This window comes from Halomicronema sp. CCY15110, from assembly GCF_016888165.1.
Taxonomy (GTDB): Bacteria; Cyanobacteriota; Cyanobacteriia; order Phormidesmidales; family Phormidesmidaceae; genus Halomicronema.
Map to the genome: position 1 here is coordinate 14496 of NZ_JACSWC010000397.1, position 20834 is coordinate 35329.

The 20834-nt window shown below is 56.4% G+C and carries 13 protein-coding genes and 1 tRNA gene; 4 read left to right on the plus strand and 10 right to left on the minus strand.

The genetic code is table 11. From position 1 onward, the window contains the following. Window positions 1-63: 63 nt before the first annotated feature. Together JUK32_RS20505 and JUK32_RS20510 are read left to right on the plus strand one after the other, a co-directional pair. Window positions 64-747, plus strand: coding sequence for a hypothetical protein (locus tag JUK32_RS20505; RefSeq protein ID WP_204140731.1), 684 nt, complete (start codon window positions 64-66; stop codon window positions 745-747). Next, window positions 737-1990: a hypothetical protein gene (locus JUK32_RS20510; protein WP_204140732.1), complete on the plus strand. Its 1254-nt coding sequence runs from the start codon at window positions 737-739 to the stop codon at window positions 1988-1990. The genes JUK32_RS20505 and JUK32_RS20510 overlap by 11 nt, the downstream gene beginning before the upstream one ends. A 65-nt stretch (window positions 1991-2055) precedes the next feature. On the opposite strand, the gene JUK32_RS20515 is transcribed toward JUK32_RS20510, so the two are convergent. The 7 genes from JUK32_RS20515 to JUK32_RS20545 form a co-directional block, all read right to left on the minus strand. Next, window positions 2056-2886: a formylglycine-generating enzyme family protein gene (locus JUK32_RS20515; RefSeq protein WP_204140733.1), complete on the minus strand. Its 831-nt coding sequence runs from the start codon at window positions 2884-2886 to the stop codon at window positions 2056-2058. 73 nt (window positions 2887-2959) lie between these two features. Continuing rightward, window positions 2960-3316: a four helix bundle protein gene (locus JUK32_RS20520; protein WP_204140734.1), complete on the minus strand. Its 357-nt coding sequence runs from the start codon at window positions 3314-3316 to the stop codon at window positions 2960-2962. Window positions 3317-3439: 123 nt separating this feature from the next. Next, the gene (locus JUK32_RS20525; protein WP_204140735.1) at window positions 3440-4273 is read right to left on the minus strand and encodes a formylglycine-generating enzyme family protein; all 834 of its coding nucleotides are present in this window, start codon (window positions 4271-4273) and stop codon (window positions 3440-3442) included. 121 nt (window positions 4274-4394) lie between these two features. After that, window positions 4395-7064 (minus strand): formylglycine-generating enzyme family protein, encoded by a 2670-nt coding sequence (locus JUK32_RS28505; protein WP_309224596.1) that lies wholly within the window; start codon window positions 7062-7064, stop codon window positions 4395-4397. Beyond that, the gene (locus JUK32_RS20535; protein WP_204140736.1) at window positions 7061-8062 is read right to left on the minus strand and encodes a MoxR family ATPase; all 1002 of its coding nucleotides are present in this window, start codon (window positions 8060-8062) and stop codon (window positions 7061-7063) included. Before JUK32_RS20535 ends, JUK32_RS28505 begins: the two co-directional genes overlap by 4 nt. Beyond that, complete coding sequence (locus tag JUK32_RS20540) at window positions 8059-9861, minus strand: trypsin-like peptidase domain-containing protein (RefSeq protein WP_204140737.1); 1803 nt, start codon at window positions 9859-9861, stop codon at window positions 8059-8061. Before JUK32_RS20540 ends, JUK32_RS20535 begins: the two co-directional genes overlap by 4 nt. 4 nt (window positions 9862-9865) lie before the next feature. Next, window positions 9866-10210 (minus strand): CU044_2847 family protein, encoded by a 345-nt coding sequence (locus tag JUK32_RS20545; protein WP_204140738.1) that lies wholly within the window; start codon window positions 10208-10210, stop codon window positions 9866-9868. A 557-nt stretch (window positions 10211-10767) separates the two neighbouring features. Here JUK32_RS20545 and JUK32_RS20550 point away from each other — a divergent pair. Beyond that, a tRNA-Arg gene (locus JUK32_RS20550) sits at window positions 10768-10831 on the plus strand. Window positions 10832-11022: 191 nt separating this feature from the next. Here the strand turns inward: JUK32_RS20550 and JUK32_RS20555 are convergent. The 3 genes from JUK32_RS20555 to proS form a co-directional block, all read right to left on the minus strand. Next, on the minus strand, window positions 11023-11715 hold the full coding sequence (locus JUK32_RS20555) for a GerMN domain-containing protein (protein WP_204140739.1): 693 nt from the start codon (window positions 11713-11715) through the stop codon (window positions 11023-11025). Window positions 11716-11846: 131 nt separating this feature from the next. Continuing rightward, entirely contained in the window at window positions 11847-12650 is an 804-nt protein-coding gene (locus JUK32_RS20560) for a DUF2993 domain-containing protein (RefSeq protein ID WP_204140740.1), read from the minus strand. Between the two features lie 205 nt (window positions 12651-12855). Further along, window positions 12856-14661: a proline--tRNA ligase gene (proS, locus tag JUK32_RS20565; protein WP_204140741.1), complete on the minus strand. Its 1806-nt coding sequence runs from the start codon at window positions 14659-14661 to the stop codon at window positions 12856-12858. Window positions 14662-15127: 466 nt separating this feature from the next. Here proS and JUK32_RS20570 point away from each other — a divergent pair, with 466 nt between their 5' ends. Then, window positions 15128-20476 (plus strand): AAA family ATPase, encoded by a 5349-nt coding sequence (locus tag JUK32_RS20570; RefSeq protein ID WP_204140742.1) that lies wholly within the window; start codon window positions 15128-15130, stop codon window positions 20474-20476. The last annotated feature ends 358 nt before the right edge of the window (window positions 20477-20834 follow it).

Here is a 20834-nt window from a genome sequence, read left to right on the forward strand (position 1 = left end):
AATATTGCTAAATAAGGATTAGAATCGTTTCTAAACCGGTCAACGTGATAGTAGCTTTTGTCTATGAATTCTCCTCCAACGAGCTGGGCCCCTGACTGGCAGGCAGCTCTGGTCAATGCCACCCTTGGGATCATCTGTTATCGCGAAGGACTGACTGGGAAAGAATTTGCGACTCTGGCAGGTGTCTCAGTTGGAGTCGTACATGAGCATGCCAAGGCTGGTCTAGCTCATTTTCAAACGCGCTTTGGCGAGCAGTGCTCTTTTCGCAAAGTTCATGACTCAAAATTTCAAATCGCTCGCCTGGTGTTCACCTTCGGCGGCGTGATCAGGCCCGCTGCCAGTAAGCCGCCATTGCCTGGATTGCTATCACTGCCTCAGTTTTGTGAGCAACAACAGGTGAAGGATTGGCTGGTCAGACGCGAAGTCCGTAGGGGGCACGCGGCGTTTCGACGGCACTTCCCGGAATGGGATTTTCTTGAGCAAACGTACCCCTTTAGCAACTGGACGGCTCGTTGGTTTGGGCGTATTGAGGACATTGGCGAGCAACCGGATGCTCCGCCAGACGAGACGGCCCTAACCATCTACAAATTGGCTCATTTGGTCGGCGTTCATTATCAAACGGTGCGTCGATTTAGAGATCAGGGACTCGAACGCTTTGAGCAGCGGTTTCCGGGGTGGAGCTTTCGTCAGGAAGGCCGAACGTTCGTCTACTGTCGCAAAGTTGAGGAGTTTCCCCATGCCCCCTGAGAGTTGGAATAGCCAATGGCAGGTCGCGCTGTTTGAGGCTAAGAAAGAGACGCCTTTTCTGAAATCGGGCATTTCATCGGTCGAGTTTGGCCAACTGGCAGGAGTGAGTTCTGGCAATGTCAGCGTTCATGCTGCCCGAGGGAAAGACCACTTCCGAAAGCGGTTTGCGGAGGATTGTGATTTTTGGGAAGTGGAGAAAAGCAAAATGCAGCATTGCCTCCCTTATCGCAGGCTGTTCACGTTTTATGGGACGTTGCATCCGGCTGAATTGTATCGGTATGGTTTGTGGCTGCTGACGCTAGAGGATTTTGCCAAACGTCAGACGGTTGCGTTGGAGGAGGTGCAGCGCCTCGTTCGCAAGGGACATGAGGCGTTTCGAGAGCGATTTCCGGAATGGGAGTTTTTTACCCGCAAGCAATATGGCCAGTCTCCTTTGGAATACTGGTTTGGGCGCATTGAAGATTTGGGTGCCCGCGAGGATGCTAACCCCATTCCGGAGGATTTTTTGACGACGGAGCAGTTTGCGCGGCTACAGGGGCTAGAGCCGGTGGCGGTGTTCCGGGCAACCAGAGCCGGGAGAGAGGCCTTTCAAGCGCGGTTTCCGGGATGGAGCTTCTTTGGGCTCCGTAGTCAGCGATTTCGCTTTGTGCGTTTGGGCGATGCGGCTGAACTCTTGACGATTCAGAGCTTTATGAAACGGGCGGGCATCACGTTTTATCAGCTGAAGACACTGCTGGAACAGGGGCAATTTTCACAGACGTTCCCAGGGTACCGGGCGCAAGGAACGGGTTTTAAGAGTGTGCGCTGGATTATTTTTCGGCAGCCGGGGGCCAAGCTGTGGGAGCCGCCCGCTAAAGCGATGCCCATTGCCCGATTCGCCAAAATCGTTCAGCTTCCTCTGGCAACCCTCAATAGCTACCTGAAGAACAACGCCCTTAATCAGGTATTTCCGGGGTGGCAGGCGGTTCAGCGCCCCAGGAACATGAAGTGGTTTTTGTATCCGGCGGATGCGGATGCACCGAATCCACCGCTGAGTGCAGTTGAGCTGTATGGTCTGTTTTCCATGCAGGAGGCAAGTGTGGCGTTGGAAGTGAGCAGCAGTCGAGTGGAGGTATGGGTAAGTACGCCTCGGCTGTTGCGAGAAAAGGCTCCGGGATGGACGGTGGTGCGTCTGACTTTTAGGGGCAAGTCGGTGTGGCTGAAGCCACCGCAGTGCTTGTTGACGGAGCGGCCAGAAGCCTGAAAATGTCCGAAAAATTTTGAGGCGCTGCGCGCCAGCAGAGGGAAAGAGGGCAAAAGCGCAGAGCGCTAGGAGAAGCCTGGGGCCGTAGCTTGCTTCTGCGGAGCAGTACAACAAACGCGAAAACCGAGACCGTTGCTGCGGTCGCCGGGCGTAATGTTGTAGCGGTACGCGGAGCGGCAGAACCACGGAAAGACGAAACAAGAGCCGCCGCGTAGGATACGCCCTCCTTGATTGCCGCCCTCTGTCCAAGCACTACCGTCTGTCGGCGCACCCTCGTAATTGTCGTGCCAAACATCCTGGCACCATTCCAATATGTTGCCGTGCATGTCACATAGGCCGAAGTCGTTGGCAACTTGAAAGCTGCCAACTGGAGTAGTTTTCTCTCGGTACTTACCCTTGGGGCCATCGGCAAAAGCATAGTTGCCATCGTAATTGGCAAGTTCGGAGGAGATCGTCTCGCCAAAGTGGAATGGGGTGGTGGTACCCGCGCGACAGGCATATTCCCATTCGGCTTCGCTGGGCAAGCGATAGGGGCGTTGGGTGTGCTCAGCTAAGCGGGCACAGAACTCTACAGCTTCGTGCCAGTTCACTTGCTCTACCGGGCGATCGCCCCCTTTGAATTTGGCAGGATCACGCTTCAGTTCAATCTCTTGCTGGGGTAGCTCAGCGACAAACCGCCACTGGGCCTGAGTCACCGGAAAGCGACCGAGGAAAAAGCTGGGGATACTCACACGATGTTGCGGGCCTTCACTATCTCGACGCTCCGGCTCATCGGCTGGAGAGCCCATCAGAAACTCGCCAGCGGGAATCAGCATCATGTCGAGGCCAAGATCGCCCAGAGGTTCGGTGTACCCTTGAGCTTGATGGCGGGTGCGCTGGAGGATGAGTTCGGGCATGGGGCAGGAGATAGGAGTTAGGAGATAGAAGGCAGGAGATAGGAGATAGAAGGCAGGAGGGAGGAGACGGGAGTTAGGAGAGGGAGCGGATGTAGGCGTTGAGGAGTTTGCCAACTTCGTCGAGTTGGGTCTTGAGGCTTATGGTATCGCCGTACCCCAGGTCTTGGGTCAAGATCAGGTAATACTGGCATTCTTCGAGGGAGCCTTGGGCGATGTTCATCATGCGGGCTTTGTCGGCCTTGGTTTTACGCTTAAAGCCTTCGGCGATATTGGCAGGAATCGAAACCGCTGCTCGTCCGAGTTGAGACGTGAGGCCATAGGTCTCTGTTCGGGGGAAGTCTTCACTGTGTTTGTAAACAGCCAACACAAACTGATGGGCTTTTTGCCAGACGATGAGATCTTGAAAGGATCGGGCTGGCGATCGGGTCATGGCAGGTAGGAGTGTGAATTTAGGAGACAGGAGAGCGGCACAATATCTACTCCAATGATTCCCATTGACTGCTTCTACCTTCTATCTCCTACCTCCTCAACTCCTGCTCTAAAGCGCAGAGCGCTAAGAGAAGCCTGGGGCCGTAGCTTGCTTCTGCGGAGCAGTACAACAAATCCGAAAACCGAAATCGACGAAGCGGGAGCCGGGGTTATCGTAGGCGTGAGACGCGGAACGGCAGTACCCCGGAGAGCTGCCCCAAGAGCCGCCGCGTGCTACTCGTCTGTCTTGATTTCCACCTTCTGTCCAAGCACTGCCGTCAGTCGGCGCTCCGTCATAGTTGTCGTGCCACACGTCCTGACACCACTCCCATACATTACCGTGCATATCGCAGAGACCAAAGGCATTGGCGGTTGTAAAGTGATCGACAGAGGTTGTTTTTTCCCGATATTCGCCGATTGGGCCGCCATCAAAAGCGGCAGTGCCATCGTAGTTGGCTAAGTCGGTTGTAATCGTCTCACCAAAATGAAACGGGGTGGTGGTGCCAGCGCGACAGGCATATTCCCACTCAGTTTCACTGGGAAGGCGATAGGGGCGTCCGGTGTAGGCTGCGAGGCGGGCACAAAACTCCACCGCTTCGTGCCAGTTCACTTGCTCTACTGGGTTCATGTCGCCCGGAAATTTAGCTGGATCGGGGTTCAGTTCAGTTTCGACCTGGGGTAAACCTGCCACAGCTCGCCATTGGGCTTGAGTTACCGGGTACGTGCCCATAAAGAAGCTTGGCACCGTTACCTGATGCTGGGGGCCTTCGCTGTCAAACCGCTCCAGCTCATCCTGTGGGGAGCCCATGAGAAAGGTGCCCGCAGGGATGAGGGTCATTTCCAGATCAATCCCATCGCCCAGTGACTCAATAAAGTATTGGGCTTGGTAGCGTTGGCGGTTAAGGGTGAGTTCGGCCATAGGGAAGGGAACGGGAGTCAGAAGTTAGAAGACAGAATGGCTATTTCCAGATACTCAAAATCGCCGAAAAATTCGAGGCGCTGCGCGCCCGCAAAGGGCAAGAGGGCAAAAGCGCAGAGCGCTAGGAAAGACCTGGGGCCGAACAACAAACGCGAAAACCGATAACGCGGCTGCGGTCGTCGGGCGTATCGTTGAGGCGGTACGCGGAGCGGCAGAACCACGCACTGAAGAGCCAAGAGCCGCCGCGAGTCACTCGTCTGTCCTGATTACCTCCCTTTGTCCAAGCACTACCGTTCGTCGGTGCTCCCTCATAATTGTCATGCCATACGTCTTGACACCACTCATAGACATTGCCGTGCATATCGCTGAGCCCCCACTGATTGGCGGGAAAGCTACCCACGGCTGTAGTCTTCCCGCGATTTTGTCCCTTGGGGCCATCGTTGTAGGCATAGCTGCCGTCATAGTTGGCCAAATCAGGCGTGATCATCTCACCAAAGTGAAAGGGTGTCTGAGTCCCCGCCCGACAGGCATATTCCCACTCCGCCTCACTGGGTAACCGATACTCCCGCTGGGCATACGCTGAGAGTCGCCGACAAAACTCCTGGGCCTCTTCCCAACTCACCCTCTCCACTGGCAAGTCATCCCCTTTGAAGTTTGATGGTTCCGGGTTTAGCTCAAGCCCAACCTGTGGCAACCCTGCGACAAAACGCCATTGAGCCTGCGTCACCGGATACTGTCCGATCAAAAAGCTGGTCATTGTCACCTCGTGCTGCGGCCCCTCGGCGCTGGACCGCTCAGGCTCATCCTCTGGCGAGCCCATCACAAAGCTGCCACTAGGCACCCACACCATCTCCAGCATCAAATCATCCCCCAGTCGCTCTACCAGGCGTCGCCCCTGGCCCCGCCGTTGGGTAATCTGCCAGCGGGGTTGCCACAGTCTAGAAAAGAACCGTCGCTGCGCCTTCTGAATCGTTGCAGTCTCAAACTCAAAGGACTCCAGAACCTCCCTCGATAGTTCCAGCTCAATAGTTATCACCTCAAACTCTTTCGTGCGTAGCTCCGGCCAAGCTGCCGCAGCGGGCACAAACTTTGCCACCTCAAACTCAAACGTCTTCAACGGCGGGAAATTGGTTTCCGTGGAAGAGGTCGGAGTCTCGGTCGTAGATGGCGGGGTGGCCGGTTGTTCAAACAGTTGTAACCATTCCACATATTCCGGCCCCATCCGTTCTAATGTCCGCCGCGCTAAATAAGCAAACCGCGCCACCTGCCCCGCTGCCTCATCATTCAATCCCAGATCGGGCGTCAGCAACGCCTCAAGGGTGCGAGTCCCCAAGCCCCAACGCTCAGAGAGATAGGCTGATACAGCGTCTAGTATCTTTTCGGTGGTAGGTACATCCACCGCATCCGTCAGCAGATCCCGCACCTCCTCGTTCACAAAATCGTAGACCTGGCTATGGCCTCCCTCCGGCCTCTCAGTGCGCGTCATGCAGATGAGGCCACTCATAAACACCTCCGCCACATGCACCTGCCGCGCCTCTGGCAGCAACGTCTGCCGCAGCAAATCGGTGATTTCCGGACTCACGGGCACCGCCGCCATCATCCCTGCCAATCGCTGGGCCACAATCGACGCCCCACCCCGAAACCGTCGCACCAAGGCCAGGGGCTCTGTATCCTCAGACGTTTGGGCTGCTGGCGGGGGAATATTAGCCCAATCAAACTGCACCGCCGCCGCTCGGTCTTCCCCTGCGCCAACCAGCACCCTCGCCCAAGACTTAATTGAGTTCGGCTCCACGGTTACCACCGGCACCGTCAGCGTAGCGGGTGACGGCTCGCTATCTGATTCATCCGCCAAAAAGTCGAGCGGGGCCTCGACCTGCCAGTTCGCGGTCACAGTACCGGGGGTGAGTGACTTGACCCACACGGGTGTCCCTTCCCCCAAGGCGCTCCGCTCCCATAACCGCTGGGGTAACAGCTGCATCACCGTCGTGGGGGCATAGGCTTCCCATAATTCTAGCCAGCGATATATCGAGCTTTGCCGCCACAGCGCCGACGTGCAATCGCTGACCAACAAAATCAGCCGCCGCCCCGCCGGGTCGATCAGTTCTTTGGGACTGCGCGATCGCTGCCCTGGTCGCGGCGCATGGTTGCCCGAAAATAGCTGCGGTTGCCCTGACTCAGAAGCCGTTAGCCGCCAAGACTGCACCGTGCGGAATGCACCCTGCCGCTCTGTGAGCAGTCGCAGCTCTTGGATTAGCGATCGCCAAATGGGCGTGGAATCCGTCTCTTCCACCACCAGGGCCAACTCCAGCCAGCGCTCCGCTGCCGGACGCATCACCGGCAACCAGACATCCTGCTCCGCGATTTGATTCGCCGTTGCTTCTTCATCCAGATATTCTCGATTGAGCGCCGCTACCTTGCGCATCAAGGGCCGTAGGGCTCGCCCTAGTTCTAACCGAGTGCGCAACGCTGGTGCGGCTGGAGCCGACACAGCAATGCCACCGGAGGGCGACTTGCGAGTTTGTTGTTCCCCCGCGGCTGAAGAATCGCGCTGGGTCACGGCCACGCGATCTAGCGGGGGCAGCTCCGACAGCGGTAAGTCTTCGCCCCAGACGACTTCGACCTCGTTATCGTCATCTTCGCTCGGGTCAGGGGCGATCGGCGGGATTGCTCCCGTCTGGTTTGCCAGCCAGAGAATATCCATCAAATCTTCAGCATAGAGATTCAACTTCACCTGCTTCAGCACATCGGTGAAGTTCTCAAACTCAGGAATGCCAAAGTCAGGATTGCTCATACCCCGTCGCGACTATCCAACCGTTTGAGAATCGCCTTAATTAAATCTTCTCGGGTCGTCCCTTGAGGCGACAGTTGCCCTTGACTGACCAGATAAATAGCATTGAGCAACTGATCGGTCGCCATCTCGCCTTCGGTGCGCTGCGCTAGAAACGCTTTAATGCGCTTGGTCACCTCATCCGCGTCGGGCTCTCCCAAATGGGCGGCCACAATCCGCCGCAGTCTTGGTTCTAGGGGCTCGGCCATATCCAACCGCAAACAGCGCCGCAAAAAGGCGGGCGGAAAGTCCCGTTCGCCATTGCTCGTCAACACCACAAAGGGAAAATTGGTACAGCGTACTCGTCCCTTCGTCACCGTGGCGTAGGCGTCACTGTCCTCATCGGCGACATCGGCACTGCTGTAGGCCGTCTGCACGTTCACCGTGGGCTGGGTGGTGGCAATGCGTGTCAGCTCGGGAATGGTGTATTCCCCGTTTTCAAACACATGGAGCAAGTCATTCGGCAAATCTACGTCGCTCTTATCAATTTCATCAATCAGGAGTACGCGGGGGCGTTCTGACGGCAGTAGCGCTGTGCCCAGTGGCCCCAGGGTGATGTACTTGCCAATGCGATTCAGACTGTCCTCTGGGTTCAGCTTGGCATCCTGCAAGCGGCCTACCGCGTCGTAGTTGTAGAGTCCATCTTTCAACGTGGTGCGGGTCGTAATCGGCCAGTACAGCACTTCCCCTAAGTCCAGCTCATAGGCGACGGAATAAGCCAGAGATGTTTTGCCCGTGCCAGGATTGCCCGTGACCAGCAGCGGTCGCCGCAAATACAGCGCCGCATTCACCATATTCACCTCTTCTTCTTCCGCGTAGAAGAGCGCTCCCCGATGGGATTGCTCATTTTCCGCTTCCGCCGCCGAATGCTGCTGGGTAAAGGTGCGCCAACTGGGAGGGGGTGGCAGTTGCCACTCGCTATGGGGGGTGCGGTTATTTTTATAGACTTTCCAGTCGTTCATGAGGCCAAATCGTCCGATTCAGGTGGCACTAGGTTAGGGTCTTCCCACACTAAGGACAAATGATGCCCGATGTGTTCATCTTTTGCCAGGGGAAAGGCCGCTCGACGGGCTTGCCTAATGGAGTCTGGCAAGCCCTCGACACAACATCCCAAAAGGGTCGTAAACTCCGCGCCGCAGTCCACTTGACTCAGAGACTCGCGCAGCCACACAGCCGTGGGCGCACCACTCATCAACACCGCTTTCAGAGGATTCCCCATGGCTAGCTGAGTCGGACACTTGAGCGAGCGGATGCCGACCTTGTTTGGATTTTGCAACAGCTCAATTTTGAGATCTTTCAAATCGGTGTCATCTTCAACCGGCAACAGCGCCATGCAACAGGAGGTGTGTTGGATAGGGGAGACTTGTGTCCATTTCTGCTCCCATAGTGCCCGAAAGCCTTTACGTTTGTAGGCTTTTAACAACCGATCCGAACATCGCGCAACCAAGCGATGCAGAATCGCCAGCGGGTCAGGCTCGTCTTCATCCTCTAGAAATTCCAATTCTTCGTCATCCTCACCATCGATGGCAAAAGCCGCTTCCCATTCCAGAGACTCTTTCAGCAGTGAGAAGGGTAGAAATAATTCAATCGTCAAGTTGGCCAGGTCAGCACTGCTACACAACCCTCGGCAATCGACGAGACACGCCCGGATGACTTCGGGTAGCTGGGAGAGTTTGATCGGCGTGTCTTCGTAGGGAGCGATCGCGGGAATTGATTCAAAGCCTTCTGACCTTTTCCAGTTGTACCGAGTGCGATCAGGGATGAACAAGGAGCCGACGGAATAGACACCCTTAATGTCCGAGGTTTTCAGCCAGATTAACAAGTGAGGAGATGCCGTGTTGGCAGTGATGGCCTGTTCTAACTGGATTTGAGAGGCGATCGCCTGCTCAACGGTATCCGTATCCACTTCGCGCTGTCTTAGCCATTCCCGAAGCTGCTGCTTCACTGCCAGCGGCACCGGAAACTCGACCAGAGTCAGACACACCGCGAATCGCAACAGCGCCGAGTACCCGGCTTGATCTCTCATGCGAGCCAACGCCTTGACCGTTCCCGGCAAATCCTCCGGAATTGGATTCAGCGAGCCTTCTGGCCGACAGACTCGATAAGCGCCCTCAATACTCTCATCCGGTACACCGACACTGTTTTCGAGCAACGTGAGTAGACCAATCGCCTCGCCTACTTTTAAGGCATCAATGAGCTGCCGGTAGGGAATCAGGTAGGCGATTTTTGCTTCCGGTCGATCTTTATCCCGTAGGCGGGTCAAACCAATGATGCCGCCAAAATCCTCGCTCCAAACTGGTGCCCCACTAAACCCTGGCTCGATACCATAACCCTGGTCGGTATCTCCTTGAATTTGCACCAGGTCGCTGGTAGCATCGCCGATAATTTTTCCGAGTGCCCAACCACCGATGGGCTGCCTATCAGGGAATCCATAGACCTGAAAGCCCCCACCGATGTAGTTGCGAGAGGGTCGAAAAGGTAATGGAGCTGCCCCCGGAGGCACCGGATCTAGCAGTCTAATACCGGCGACGTCGCGATCGGGTTCCCAGTACTCCACTGTGCCCTGAAGCTTTAGGCCATCCGCCTTAAACGGAAAATCAAGATTGACCTCTTTCGGTGGAGTGTTGGCTCGCGTCAACACATGGGCACAGGTCAGCACATAGCGATCGGACACTAAGATACCCGCACCGACAACTCTAGAGCCGTTATAGAACCGCACTAGGGCAGCTTCATATTTTGCCGCGTCTTCAGGCGTCCACATGCGATCAGTCAGCCTTTGCCTCGTCACCTTTCCACTTGAGAGTGACTTCAAAGTTAACTTGCCCGCCTACGGAAGAAAACACCACCCCCGCATCCACGCTCAAATTCAATCCAAACTTGACTTCCACCTCATCAGCGGGTGTGGTCAGTCCTGTTTTGAACCGAGTCGCGATCGATGAGACGACGGGACGGACCTGGGCGATCGCCTCTTCAAAACTCTTCGTCGCTCGATAAACCATCTGCCCATCCACCGATACGGGCTCTAAAGCGCTCTCTGATTCGGGTTCCGGAACCTCGATCAGGAAGGTGCCACCACCTTCTAGCTGAAACTCTGCGAGGGCTCTGTCCAAAGCGCTTCTCCAATACTGTCCTTTGAATGATGGCTAGATGAGTTAGAGGCGTCAAGAGGAATGCCCATCGATTTAGAAGAAGCGACTGCACAAAGTTAACTGAGCTTTGATAGGTTCTCAGATCAAGTTACAGGTATTCAAACAACCTAGACAGCCCTTCAGCCGCACCTAATATTTCTGCCACGATGGAACAGCAGACCTAGCCAGCAAGACAATGCTCGCCCCTTAAGACTTTTTCGAACACTACACAAAAGAAAGGATCATTGATCCTTGTAGTCTGAAAAGCTTATATGGAATAGCTTTTAATAAGATCACTGGAAGGATCTATCGTGTTCCGAAGATCACAAATGCCCCCTAACCAGTACAAATGCTTCCCCCAATCAGTTATGAGGCGCTCTTGCCAAACAACCTGGACACCCCCTAGGGATGAAAAAAAACAAGAATTACACCATCAACAATTCGGTGGATCAACATCAAACCAATCCCCTTTGTTGTGCTTTTCTAGGACAGATTTAGGACAGTCACGAGAGCGCAATCTGAGAACCATCTTTAATAAAGGCTTTCAAGTTCTAGAGCAACCGCCTTCTAAGCGGTCGGTCACAGGTTCGAATCCTGTAAGGCCCGTCCTGTCATCATGAAAGACTTTCCCGCCAGCCCAAAACATGTCTACCTAGCCTCACCGGGGTTCTCACATAAAGCGGAGCTCAACGGCTGGTTGGCAACTCGGCAGCAGTGCTTCTCATTGATAACGGTGATGGCCCTCATGAGTCTGCTCCCGACAGCAGGCGGGGGCGGAGCGATCGCGCGGGCTGCTAACCTTCCGGTGGGGCTTCAACGCCAAAGTCGGTCGTCAAATGTTCGCGGGTCATGGGTTGTCGCACTTCTAAGCCTTCGCCGCCGAGCAGCGTTAACGGCTCACCTTCCACGTCAATCCACACTGCGGCATCGGGGTCAAAAGCCGTGGCCGTGTAGATAACCTGAGCGAGGCGGCCAATCATCGAGGCGCTGCCGCCGCCATCGGTAAAGTCTTCGGACAGATTGACGTAAACTCCGTCGGACTCAACGGAGAGCGCCAGCAATTCTGTCTGTTCGGGAATGCCAGTAGCGACGCCTTCGCTATTGGGACCACCCATGAGATTACTGAACGCCAACTCTAAGGCATCGGCATCGGTCGCGTTGACAGGGACTTCGATGGTGACGGGATTAAGGGCCACAGTCGTACCATCGGTCGAAAGCCAGTAAAGCGTCCCCGACTGATTAGGGTTGGCAGCGACCTCGGGAGCCGGGAGATCCGGCACTTCAATCGGCGCAGTTGTGGGCGGATCGAAACCCTCTGGAACGGCCTCGCCATCAATTTCGAGTTCCGGAAATTCAACGGTGGGGTCGGGTGGCGCAACCGATCGCCAGGTAAACCATGCGGTGGCACTACCGGCACTCAAAACAAGCGCCGCGAGGGCGATCGCTACGCCTAGTGGGGGTCTCCGTCGAGTCGTTTGGTCTTCCATCTCTGAATCCCTCAGCACTGCCTACAGCTTGACACAGCGGCTCATGAAACCGGGGCTACATTATGACACTTCTTCTCAGTGGGAATGCGCAAACTCGGAAGATCCCATTGCCTGAACAGGCTCCCTGCGGATCACTCCGCGGCCAAATTTAGCAGCGGCGAACTGGGATCAACCCGTACGTAAACCACCACATCCAGGTCTTCGGGCTGCAGCTCAAACTGCAGCACCCGCGCCACGATGGCTAAGGCATCAAACTGTTTGAGGGTGAGTTCGGAATCGATGCCTTCGGTAAATGCGGTGATCAGTTGCTGGGGCACAGGCTGACCATCAATGACGATGGTCGGCTCTAATAGCACCAGTTGATGGCCATCAATGACTTGAATCCCAGTTTCGACCAGCGCCTCAACTTGTTCCTGCTGCACGCGATCGGCTAAATCTACCGTGATGCGTACCCGGCTGCCCCCGAGAAATGCAATCTGCGGATTGCTTAGGCCATAGCGGTTTCTTTCTCGCTCTGAGGTGCCGGGCAGATTGAACTCCAGGGTGTTGAGTAATTCTTGTACGCGGGGCGATCGCAAGAACGCATTAATATCCTCTGTACTGAGTACCAGGTGCATCGCCGCCTGAATCGGCTCATCCAGCGCAAACTTGCCATCTTGCAGCGCGGGCAAGTCAATATCAATGGGGTCGGTTTCGACATCGAGCACGTCAATGCGCAGTTCGGGAATCGGTGAAATGCCTCGCCCGGCAAACCGCACCCGATCAACCCGACCGCCCACGAGGCGAAAGTTGGGGGTATTGTCAATGCGAACGTTGATGAGTTCCGCCTGATAGAGGTTGTCGCGAATTAACCCCTCGGCCACCTGGTCAGCCACTAAACCCACGGGCGAGATCAGCGTGAATAAGCTGGAAATGATAATCGTGATCCATTCCATAACAATGGCCTCTAGGCGGGATTGGCATTACGGTCGAGGGCAAGGCTTGTGATCGAAAACCTCATCCAGATTCAGACGTGTTGTTAGGGAACTACTCAAACCTCTCCTAGCCTCTCCTTACTCAAGGAGAGGGACCAGATTTTTTACGACACCTCTCCTGGACGAGGAGGGGGGCCGCAGGTGGTGAGGTTGGCGCCATGCCATCTTACGAAGCGTCGGCGACCCATTGTTTGAGGGTCGGCACCACATCGGCGATCGCCATTTCTTGGGCTTCCCCAGTGGCCCGCTGCACCACTTCAACTTGGCCATTTTTCAGCGATCGCCCAGTGACAATCCGGAAGGGAATACCCACCAGTTCCGAGTCTTTGAACTTGACCCCGGCCCGTTCATTGCGATCGTCCAATAGCGTTTCCACCCCGGCGGCGTTGAGGTCGGTGTAAAGCTGCTCGGCGGCGGTCATCTGGGCCTCATCGCTGACATTGGGCACGACCACGATCGCGTGATAGGGCGCGATCGCCACCGGCCAGATAATGCCGTTCTTATCGTGAGATTGCTCCACCGCTGACTGCGCCAAGCGGGATACACCCACGCCGTAACAGCCCATCCACAGGGGCACCTCTTCGCCTGACTCAGCGGTATAGGTCGCGCCCATGGCCTGGGAATATTTTTGTCCCAGCTGAAAGATATGCCCAATTTCAATGCCGCGAGCGGTTTGCAGCGTTTGGGTGGGATCATGAGTGGCGCGATCGCCTGCTTTCGCCTCCCGCACATCTACCACCAGCGTCGGTTTCGGGTATTCCTGATCCCAGTTGCCGCCAACGGTGTGATAGCCGGACTCATTCGATCCCGTGACAAAATTCTGTAACTCGACGGCGGTCTGATCCACCAGGCGCAAAAATTTCGGCTCTACCTCTTTGAGTCCAGGCTGGATATAGTCATCGGCTAAGTTCGGTGCGATGTAGCCCAGCGGCAGCGGCTTCGTCGCCCACTGGCCCTGCATCTCGGCATCGGGAACGTCCAGGGCGATCACCGCACTGGCTCCATAATTGCCCGCCAGCTTCGACAACTCATTTTGCAATTTGGTGTCGTTCACATCTTGGTCGCCGCGAATGTTTACCAGCACGAGCACGGTATGTCCCGTGTCGTAAGTCACCTGGTACAGCACGTTCTTCACGATTTGCGTCGGCGAACATTTTAGGAACTGCGCCAGTGATTCGATGGTGGGGGTGTTCGGTGTTTCTAACTTTTCAAACTGCGTGAACTCAGAGGGCACCGCATCCGCTGGCAAAGAGGTGGCCTTTTCGACGTTGGCGGCGTATTTGCCATCTTCGGTATACAGCACCTCGTCTTCGCCCGCGTCGGCCAACACCATGAACTCCGTCGAGCCCGAACCCCCGATCGCCCCCGAATCCGCATCCACCGCCCGAAACTTCAGCCCGCACCGCCGCAAAATGTTGGTGTAGGCCACGTACATATCCTGATACGTTGCTTTCAGGCTGTCTTCGTCCGCATGAAAGGAGTAGGCATCCTTCATGATGAATTCGCGACCCCGCATCAGCCCAAAGCGCGATCGAATCTCATCGCGAAACTTAGTCTGAATTTGGTACAGGTTTAGTGGTAGCTGGCGATAGGAACGAATCATGTCGCGGGCGATCGCGGTAATCACCTCTTCGTGGGTCGGCCCCAGCCCCATTTCCTGATCGCGGCGATCGATCAGGGAAAACATAATGCCTTCCGCCTTGGTGTAGGTATCCCAGCGCCCCGACTCCTTCCACAGGTCAGAGGGCTGTAGTTGGGGTAATAGGCATTCCTGGGCTCCCGTAGCGTCCATTTCTTCGCGCACAATGGCCGAGACCTTATTCATGACCCGCCACAGCAGCGGCAAATAGGCATACACGCCACTCGCGATGCGCCGCATATACCCCGCCCGCAGCAGCAGCTTATGACTGGGAATTTCCGCCTCGGCGGGGTCTTCGCGCAGGGTAACGAACAACATCTGAGAGAGGCGCATGGGGCAATCTCCTGCCTACAACATTCCATCCCAGCATTGTAGAGACTTTTGGTCTGAGGCTAAAGCGGTCTTCTCGATGCGATCACGTTGCTGGGGACACCGAAAGATGTCGTACTGAGTACACTGCTGAGAACTTTTCGCTGCGCGCCAGGACAGCGAGTATCCGTCAGGCGTTAGCCGCGCCCCAAAAGTCAAACATCATTAAGCACAGCAATATTAACGGCTAGAATCTGTCAATCCTAATGCAGATCAACGCGGCTCAGCTCTGGGAATATCCGTCCCATGATTAAATTTCAGCGTGATTGTTGGGAAACACTGTCTTTATCCCGAAAAATGATTAACTAACTTGAATAGAAAATCATCGCTTGATGCGCTGAGAACCTCGTCATTGCATCCGGTACTGGCTTCAGGCAAAAGCCGCGTAACCATCATCAGCCCCCCATAGATAGCAGGTGTTCACGTCGTAATGCTCAGCGTCGAAGGTTATCAAGATTTAAACTTGATTCACAGCGGTTTTAACTCTCAGGTCTATCGCGCCTGCCGGGCTTCTGACCAGCAGCCGGTCGTCCTGAAAATTTTGCGCAAGTCCTATCCGACGCCCGAAGAAGTGGCGCGCTTTCGGTTGGAATATGACCTGACCCAATGCCTGACAACGCCTGGCATCATTCAGGCCTATGCCCTAGAGCCGTACAACAACACGTTGATGCTGGTGCTGGAAGACTATGGGGGGCAGTCTCTCAAGGGAGTCACCCAAACCGCGCCTTTGACCCTGCCAGCGGTGCTGGAAATTGCGTTGCAGGTAGCCCAGGCGCTAGCGGTGATCCACCAGCACGGCATCATTCACAAAGACATCAATCCCGCCAATATTCTGCTGAATCAGGCAACGGGCAAGGTCAAGATCATCGACTTTGGCATTGCGACTCAGCTCTCGCAGGAAAACACTCGCCCCGGCAACCTGGACAGCCTGGAGGGCACCCCGGCCTATCTCTCGCCCGAGCAAACCGGGCGCATGAACCGATCGCTGGACTACCGCAGCGACTTTTATTCCCTCGGGGCGACGCTGTATGAGTTGCTGACGGGGCAGCCCCCCTTTGTGAGTGAAGATTTGGCGGAACTGGTGCATAGTCACCTGGCCCGCCAGCCGATCGCTCCCGCGCAGGTCGATCCCCAAATTCCCGGCATGGTGTCGCAGATCGTGATGCGCTTGCTCGCCAAAAATGCGGAAGCGCGGTATCAAAGTGCCCACGGCCTGGCTCATGATTTGCAGCGCTGTTTACAAGCTTGGCAAGCAGCCGGACACATTGAACCGTTTGCGCTGGGGCAGGCCGATCGCAGCGATCGCTTCCAAATTCCCCAAAAGCTGTACGGTCGCGAGGCCGAGGTCGCCGCCTTGCTCGCCGCCTTTGACCGCATCAGCCAGGCGGATACACCCGCAGAACTGGTGTTGGTGTCGGGCTATTCGGGCATCGGCAAATCGGCCCTAGTGCAAGAAATTCACAAGCCGATTACCGCCAAGCGGGGCTATTACATCAGCGGCAAGTACGACCAGTTTCAGCGCAACTTGCCCTACAGCGCCTTGATTCAAGCGTTCACCACGTTGGTGCGGCAGTTGCTCACCGCCAGCCGGGACGGGATTGATCAGTGGCGCGATCGCCTCAACGCCGCCCTTGCCCCTAATGCCGCCGTGCTGATTGAAGTGATCCCCGAGCTGGAGCTGATTTTGGGGTCACAGCCTGAGGCCCCTGCCCTCAGCGCCGACGCCGCCCAAAACCGGCTGAACCTGGTGTTTGAGCAATTCATTCGCGTCTTTAGTCAGCCCCAGCATCCCCTGGTGCTGTTTTTAGACGACCTGCAATGGGCCGATAGTGCCTCGCTGCAACTGATTCAGGTGCTGATGCGCGCCGATGCCCAGCAGTCTTTATTGTTGGTCGGGGCGTATCGCGACAACGAAGTGGATGCGACCCATCCCCTGCGGGCGACCCTGACGGACTTGCAGCAAGCCCAGGTCACCCGCCACGACTTTCACCTGACAGCGTTGCAGTTTGAGCAGATTCAGGCCCTGTTGCAAGATACGTTTGTGGGGGCCACGGTTGCTGACTGTCAGGCCCTGGCTACCCTGCTGCAAACCAAAACGAACGGCAACCCCTTCTTCATGGGGGAGTTTTTGAAGTCGCTTTACAGTGACGGGTTGGTCTATTTTGAGGCCTCGGCGGGCTGGCAGTGGAGTCTTGAGCAGATTGAAGCGGCGCAAATCACCGATAACGTGGTCGAGCTGATGGCCGACAAGTTGCAAAAGCTGCCAGCGGCGACGCAACAAGCCCTGCAAGTGGGGGCCGGGATCGGCAATGTGTTTACGCTGCATTTGGTAGCAGCGGTGCGGCAAGCCGCCCCCCAACAAACGGCGGCGGCCCTGTGGGAAGCGGCCCAGCAGGGGTTGATCATTCCTGAAGACGACAACTACAAACTGTGGCAGGCGATCGCGGCCCATGACGATGACCCATTCACCGTGACGGCTGGGGTCAGCTACCGCTTTTTGCACGATCGCGTGCAGCAGGCCGCCTACTCGCTGATTGATCCCGAACAGATTAACGCCCTGCACCTGCAAATTGGTCGCACCTGGCAGCAACAGCTCACCCCCGAGCAGCAGCAAGAGCGCCTGTTTGACCTGGTGAATCAGCTCAACTTTGGGGTCGATTTGCTCACCGGGGCGGCGGAGCGTCAAGCCCTGGCCGAGCTGAACCTGGCGGCGGGGCAAAAGGCGATCGCTGCCGCCGCCTACGGGCCGGCCTATGCCTACCTGAGCGCCGGACTGCGCTGCCTGTCGGCGCAAAGTTGGCAACCGCAATACGACCTGACCCTGCAACTGCACCAAGCCGCCGCCGAAGCCGCGTTTTTGAGTGGCGACTTTGAGGCGATGGATCGGCTGGTGACCACCGTCGTCAGCCACGCCCCTGGCGTGCTGGACTGCATCGCGGTGTATACCGTGCAGATTCAGGCGTTGATGGCCCGCCACGAACTCGCCGCTGCAGCTCAGCTAGGGCTGCGGGTGCTGCAGCAATTGGGGGTGAAACTGCCCGCCGCGCCGAACCAAATCCAGATTTTGCTAGGGCTGGCCCGGACGAAATGGGCTCTATGGGGAAAATCAACGCCGAGCCTGGCACAACAGCCGGATATGGGCGATCCCTACGCGATCGCCGCCACGCAGATTTTGGCCAGCATTGCCTCGGCAACCTATATGGCCGTGCCTAACCTGTTTCCCCTAACCGTGTTTAAGCAGGTGGAGTTATCGGCCCGGTACGGCAACTTGCCACTGTCAGCATTTTCCTACGCCATGTATGGCCTGATTTTATGCGGGGTGGTGGGCGACCTCAAGGGCGGTTACAGCTTTGGCGAACTCGCCATGACCTTGCTCAATCGCTTTCAGGGGGCAGCGCTGCCCCCCCGCACCCTGTTTGTGGTGAACTCCTTTGTGCGGCACTGGCGCGATCCCCTGCGGGAAACCCTGCCCGAACTGCAACGAGGTTTTCAAGCGGGGTATGAAACCGGCGACACTGAATATGCGGGCTTTTGTGCCCAGCTGTCGACGATGCATGGCTTGTTTGCCGGGGAACCCCTGCCTGGATTGGCCGAGCGGGCGCAAATTTTTGCTGAAGCCATTCTCAAGTTCAAAAAGCAGCCCATTTACGAACTGATTCAGCAGTCGCGACAGACGATCGCCAACTTGCAGGGGACTAGTGCGAGTCCGACTGAGTTGGTGGGCGAGTTTTACAACGTGGAGGAGCAGCTGCCACAACATTTAGCAGGCAACTACCGCACCGCGATCTTTTATGCCTACACCTATCAACTGGTGCTGAACTATAGCTTTGGCAACTATGAGGCGGCGATCGCGGTCGCCAATCAAGGTCAACAGTACCTCGAAGCCGTAGTGGCGCTGTACATCACCGGCTGGTTTACCTTTTACCAAGCACTCACCCAGCTTGCCCTCGCCACCAGCGCCCCGCCCCAGCAGCGGCGTCAGCTCATCCGTGCCGCGCGAAAAAATCGCCGTAAATTAGCCGCCTGGGCCGCCTCTGCGCCGACCAACTACGCCCACAAACTCGCCCTGGTAGACGCTGAATTCCATCGGGTTCATGCTCGTCACCAAGCCGCCGCGATCGCCTACGATCGCGCCGTTCAACTGGCCTTAGACCATCAGTTCATCCCCGAGGCCGCCCTCGCTAACGAACGGGCCGCCCTGTACTATCTGGCCCAACAGCGCCCCAAAATCGCCTCCCCCTATTTACAAGAAGCGCACTATCTCTACAGTCAGTGGGGGGCGATCGCCAAGGTCAACGCCCTCGCCGAGCAATTTCCGCAGTTGACGTCGCTGGGCACTGCCCCCACCAGTCGCAGTGTGTATTCCACGCTGGGGAATACGGTGTCGGCGCACACGACCGGGGGCAAAAGTAACGACAACCTGGATTGGATGGCCGCCATGCGCGCCTCCCAAGCCCTGTCGGAAGAAATTCAGCTCGACAAACTGCTCAAAACGCTGATGCGGCTGCTGATTGAGAATGCGGGGGCGCAGCGGGGGCTGCTGCTGCTGGAAACCGATGGCGACTTTCGCATTGAAGCCCAGGGCAGTGTCGAGCCGGCGGAGGATGATCAGGCCGATGTCGAAGTCACAGAGTCGATCGCGATCGCCGACATCGCCGATACCGACGTGCTCTCTGTGGGCATCGTCAACTACGTGGCCCGAACGCAAACCAGCGTGGTGCTCAACGACGCCACCCAAGTCGGCGACTTTGTGCAAGATGCCTACGTGCAAGCCCATCAGCCCCAGTCAATTCTCTGCGCGCCCTTGCTGAATCAGGGCAAACTGGCGGGCATCGTTTACCTCGAAAACAACCTGACCACGGGCGCGTTCACCCCTAAGCGGCTGGAATTGCTGAACCTGATTTCGACCCAGGCGGCCATTTCCATCGCCAATGCGCGGCTGTATACCGACCTCGCCACCCTCAACCAAGCCTATGAGCGCTTTGTGCCGGGGCAATTTTTGCAACTGCTGGGCAAAGACAGCATCACCAAAGTCGAACTCGGCGACAGTGTGCGGCAGGAAATGTCCATTCTGTTTTCCGACATCCGCGACTTCACCTCCCTGTCAGAAAAACTTTCTCCCGAAGATAACTTTGCCCTGATTAACGGCTTTCTCAGTCGGATGGATCGCGTCATTGCCGAGCATAACGGCTTCATTGATAAGTACATCGGGGATGCCATTATGGCGCTGTTTAGCGGCTCCGCCGATGAAGCGGTGCAGGGCGGCATTGCCATGCTGGAGCAATTGCGGGCCTACAACGAGCACCGCTCCCACAACGGCTATCAACCTCTGCACATCGGCATCGGCATCAATACCGGCTCTTTGATGCTGGGCACGGTCGGCGGCCAAAACCGCATGGATAGTACCGTGATCAGCGATGCCGTCAACCTGGCCTCGCGGATTGAGGGGCTTACCAAGGTGTATAACGTGCCCCTGCTCATTGGCGAAGGCACTTTTTTTAACTTGACCAACCACGATCGCTACCATCTGCGCATTGTGGATAAAGCCAAAGTTAAAGGCAAGTCGATCGCGGTGACGGTGTACGAAGTGTTTGACGCGGATGAGCCCGCCAGTAAAGCGGGCAAAATCCAAACGCGATCGCAGTTTGAGCAAGGCTTACTGCTTTACTACAACCAAAAGTTTGGTGACGCCTACCAGTGCTTCCAAGCATGTCTCACCGATAATCCTGAAGATTCCGTTGCGCGAATTTATGTGGAACGCTGTCAGTCGCCACGCTGATCCCGATGGTGAGCGAGGAGGGCGATCGCGACGGGGACATCCCAGTTTGGCCGCGAGGACGGCAGGCGGTCAGCCGACTCAATCGGACGCTTGAGCAATCTTGTCAGAGTTGGCAGCGCTTTGGTTCAATCGCCCTCCTAGCCGTCCGAGGCCGACAAACGAAATTGCCAAGTCGGGATACACTCGATCTCGAATCCCTGTTTGAATCTTTCACCGACCGGCAAATCGGTCGCGCCTAAAAAAAATGTGCTGGTCTGTACGGCCCGGCATAGGCCAGCCATGGTGCGGTCAAGAATTCGCCCGCCCCCCAATCACCCAGCCACCCAACCCCTCCATCTACCTACTCTGCCCTTAGCGC

Excerpts from the sequence above, each read along its gene's own strand:
- JUK32_RS20505 (WP_204140731.1), top strand. The coding sequence starts at position 64 with ATGAATTCTCCTCCAACGAGCTGGGCCCCTGACTGGCAGGCAGCTCTG.
- JUK32_RS20510 (WP_204140732.1), top strand. The coding sequence starts at position 737 with ATGCCCCCTGAGAGTTGGAATAGCCAATGGCAGGTCGCGCTGTTTGAG.
- JUK32_RS20515 (WP_204140733.1), bottom strand. The coding sequence starts at position 2,886 with ATGCCCGAACTCATCCTCCAGCGCACCCGCCATCAAGCTCAAGGGTAC.
- JUK32_RS20520 (WP_204140734.1), bottom strand. The coding sequence starts at position 3,316 with ATGACCCGATCGCCAGCCCGATCCTTTCAAGATCTCATCGTCTGGCAA.
- JUK32_RS20525 (WP_204140735.1), bottom strand. The coding sequence starts at position 4,273 with ATGGCCGAACTCACCCTTAACCGCCAACGCTACCAAGCCCAATACTTT.
- JUK32_RS28505 (WP_309224596.1), bottom strand. The coding sequence starts at position 7,064 with ATGAGCAATCCTGACTTTGGCATTCCTGAGTTTGAGAACTTCACCGAT.
- JUK32_RS20535 (WP_204140736.1), bottom strand. The coding sequence starts at position 8,062 with ATGAACGACTGGAAAGTCTATAAAAATAACCGCACCCCCCATAGCGAG.
- JUK32_RS20540 (WP_204140737.1), bottom strand. The coding sequence starts at position 9,861 with ATGTGGACGCCTGAAGACGCGGCAAAATATGAAGCTGCCCTAGTGCGG.
- JUK32_RS20555 (WP_204140739.1), bottom strand. The coding sequence starts at position 11,715 with ATGGAAGACCAAACGACTCGACGGAGACCCCCACTAGGCGTAGCGATC.
- JUK32_RS20560 (WP_204140740.1), bottom strand. The coding sequence starts at position 12,650 with ATGGAATGGATCACGATTATCATTTCCAGCTTATTCACGCTGATCTCG.
- proS (WP_204140741.1), bottom strand. The coding sequence starts at position 14,661 with ATGCGCCTCTCTCAGATGTTGTTCGTTACCCTGCGCGAAGACCCCGCC.
- JUK32_RS20570 (WP_204140742.1), top strand. The coding sequence starts at position 15,128 with ATGCTCAGCGTCGAAGGTTATCAAGATTTAAACTTGATTCACAGCGGT.